The sequence below is a fragment of the Micromonospora sp. NPDC048040 genome (assembly GCF_055587185.1).
Map to the genome: position 1 here is coordinate 1 of NZ_JBVJGT010000127.1, position 3286 is coordinate 3286.

Sequence of the window (3286 nt, forward strand, 5' to 3'; positions counted from 1 at the left end):
CGGCCGGAGACGCACGCGCTGCTGCACGCCCTGGCCGAGTTGCACGTCCACGGCGTGCCGGTGACCTGGCAGCAGTGGTTCACCGACACCGGCGCGCGGCGGGTCGACCTGCCCACGTACGCCTTCCACCGGGAGCGGTACTGGCTGCCGCCGGCCGGCCAGTCGGCCGACGTCTCGGGAGCGGGCCTCGGTGTGGCGCGGCACCCGCTGCTCGGCGCGACCGTCTCGGTCGCCGGCGAGGACATGGTGGTGCTGACCGGCCGGCTGTCGGTGACGACCCACCCGTGGCTCGCCGACCACGTCGTGTCCGGTGCCGTGGTCGTGCCGGGCACGGCGCTGGTGGACCTCGTCGTGCGGGCGGGCGACGAGGTCGGCGCGTCCCGCGTCCGCGAGCTGACGGTGCTCGCCCCGCTCGTCCTGCCCGCCACCGGTGGCGGAGTGCGGGTGCAGGTCCGGGTGGGTCCCGTCGACGGGACCGGCAGCCGCTCGGTGACCGTGCACTCGCAGCCCGAGGACGACCCGGAGTCGGGCTGGACCCGGCACGCCGACGGCCTCGTCGGCGCCCCGACGGGCGACGAGCCCACCGTGGGCGCCTGGCCGCCGCCGGGAGCGGCCGAGGTGGACGTCACCGGTTGGTACGCGACGGTGGCCGAGCACGGGCTCTCCTACGGGCCCGTCTTCCGGGGTCTGCGCCGGGCGTGGACCGCGGCGGACACGGTCTTCGCCGAGGTCGCGCTCCCCGACGAGGCGGCCGGTGAGCCGGCGGGCTTCGGCGTGCACCCGGCGCTGCTGGACGCCGCCCTGCACCCCGTCGGGCTGCTGCCCGCCGACGAGACGGGCGGCGGGGCCCGGGTGCCGTTCGCGTTCGAGGGCGTGCAGGTCCATGCGCTCGGGGCGCGGACGCTGCGGGTGCGCCTGACCGCGTCCGGCAGCTCCGTGCGGCTGGTCGCCGTCGACGAGACGGGCGTGCCGGTCGTGTCGGTGGACTCGCTGACGCTGCGCGAGATGACCGGGGCGGCGGCAACCCCGAACGAGGCGCACCGCTCCCTGTTCGAGGTGTCCTGGCAGCCCGAGCAGATCACCGCGCCCGACGGCGGGTACGGCTGGGCCGTCCTCGGTGACCGCCCGCTCGACGGCGCGCCGCAGCTCCCCGCGTACGCCGACGTGGCGGCGCTGGTCGCGGCCGTGACGGACGGGACCGCCGCCACCCCGGCGGCGCTGCTGCTGCCCGCCCCCGCGGCGGGACCGGAGACGGACGTGCCCGACGCGGTGCGGTCGGCGACGACGGACGTCCTCGGCGCCGTGCAGGCGTGGCTGGCCGCCGACGCCCTGGCGGACTCGCGGCTGGTCGTGGTGACCCGCGGCGCGGTGGCCGCCGGCCCGGACGACCACGTCACCGACGTGGCCGGGGCGGCGGTGTGGGGCCTGCTGCGCTCGGCGCAGTCGGAGCACCCCGGCCGGATCGTGCTGGCCGACCTGGAGCCGGACGCCGACCTGGACGCCGACGCGCTGGCCCTGCTCGCCGGCGCCGCCGACGACCCGGGCCTCGGCGGGCAGCTCGCGGTGCGGGCCGGCACGGCGCACCTGCCCCGGCTGGTCCGTGCCGCCGGCGGCGCGCCGGCCCCGGCGACCCTCGACCGGGGAACCGTCCTGGTGACCGGGGGCACCGGATCGCTGGGCGCCCTGGTGTCCGAGCACCTCGTCACCGCGTACGGCGTGCGCTCCCTCGTGCTGGTCTCCCGGCAGGGCCCGGCGGCCGCCGGCGCCGACGAGCTGGTGGAGCGGCTGACCGCGCTGGGCGCGGCCGTCCGCGTGGTGGCGGCGGACGTCACCGACCGCGTGCGGGTCGGTGAGCTGGTCCGGGCGGTCACCGCCGAGGACCGGCTGGCCGGCGTCGTCCACACGGCCGGTGTCCTGGACGACGGCGTGGTCAGCGGGATCACCGCCGACCGGCTGGCGGACGTGCTGGCGCCGAAGGTCGCGGCGGGCTGGTGGCTGCACGAGGCGACCGCCGACCTCGACCTCGACCTGTTCGCGCTGTTCTCCTCCGTCGCCGGGGTGCTCGGCTCTCCCGGCCAGGCCGCGTACGCCGCCGGCAACGCCTTCCTGGACGCCCTCGCCCAGGTGCGGGCGCAGCGCGGGCTGTCCGCGGTCAGCCTCGCGTGGGGCATGTGGAACACCGACGGGATGGCCGCGTCGATCAACGACACCGACCGGGCCCGGGTGAGCCGGGCCGGCCTGGTTCCGATGACCGCCCAGGTCGGTCTCGGGCTGTGGGACGCCGCCCTGGCCCACGGCGGGGCGGCGCTGGTCCCGGCGGTGGTCGACCTGCCCGCCATGCGGGCGCAGACCGCCGCGGGCCGCGTACCGCCGATGCTGCGGACCCTGGTGGGAACGGCCGCGAAGCGCCGCCGGTCCGGCACCGGGGGCTGGGCGGACCGGCTGGCCGGGCTCGACCCGCAGGAGGCGCGGACGCAGGTCGCCCTGCTCGTGCGCGGCCTGGTCGCGCAGGTCCTCGGACACAACGGCGCCGACCAGGTGCCGGCCGACCGGGCGTTCCGGGAGCTGGGCTTCGACTCGCTCACCGCGGTGGAGCTGCGCAACCGCATCAACAGCGCGACCGGGCTGCGGCTCACGTCGACGCTCGTCTTCGACTACCCGACCCCCGGCGCCCTCTCCGACCACCTGTACGAGCAGCTGTCCGGCCAGGTGGCCGACGCGCAGCAGGTCGTGCGGGCGACGACCGTCGACGAGCCCATCGCCATCGTGGGCATGGCCTGCCGCTATCCGGGCGGCGTGACGAACCCGCAGCAACTGTGGGACCTGGTCGCCGCCGGGTCCGACGGCATCGGCGAGTTCCCGACCGACCGGGGCTGGGACCTCGACCGGCTCTTCCACCCCGACCCGGACAACCCCGGGACGTCGTACACCCGGCACGGCGGATTCCTGTACGGGGCGGCCGAGTTCGACCCCGGGTTCTTCGGCATCTCGCCGCGTGAGGCCCTCGCGATGGATCCGCAGCAGCGGCTGCTGCTGGAGACCTCGTGGGAGACGTTCGAGTCGGCCGGGCTGGACCCGGCGCGGCTGCGGGGCAGCCGGACCGGCGTGTTCGCCGGGCTCATGTACCACGACTACGCCTCCGGCGTGCAGGACCTGCCCGAGGGCGTGGGCGGCTACCTCGGCACCGGCACCTCCGGCAGCGTGCTGTCGGGTCGGGTGGCGTACACGTTCGGCCTGGAGGGGCCGGCGGTCACCGTGGACACGGCGTGCTCGTCCAGCCTGGTGG

1 protein-coding gene is annotated in these 3286 nt (G+C 77.1%); it reads left to right on the forward strand.

The window, feature by feature from the left end:
- A partial coding sequence (locus ACZ6O2_RS36380; RefSeq protein ID WP_466026198.1) for a type I polyketide synthase occupies positions 1-3286 on the forward strand: 3286 nt, incomplete at both ends.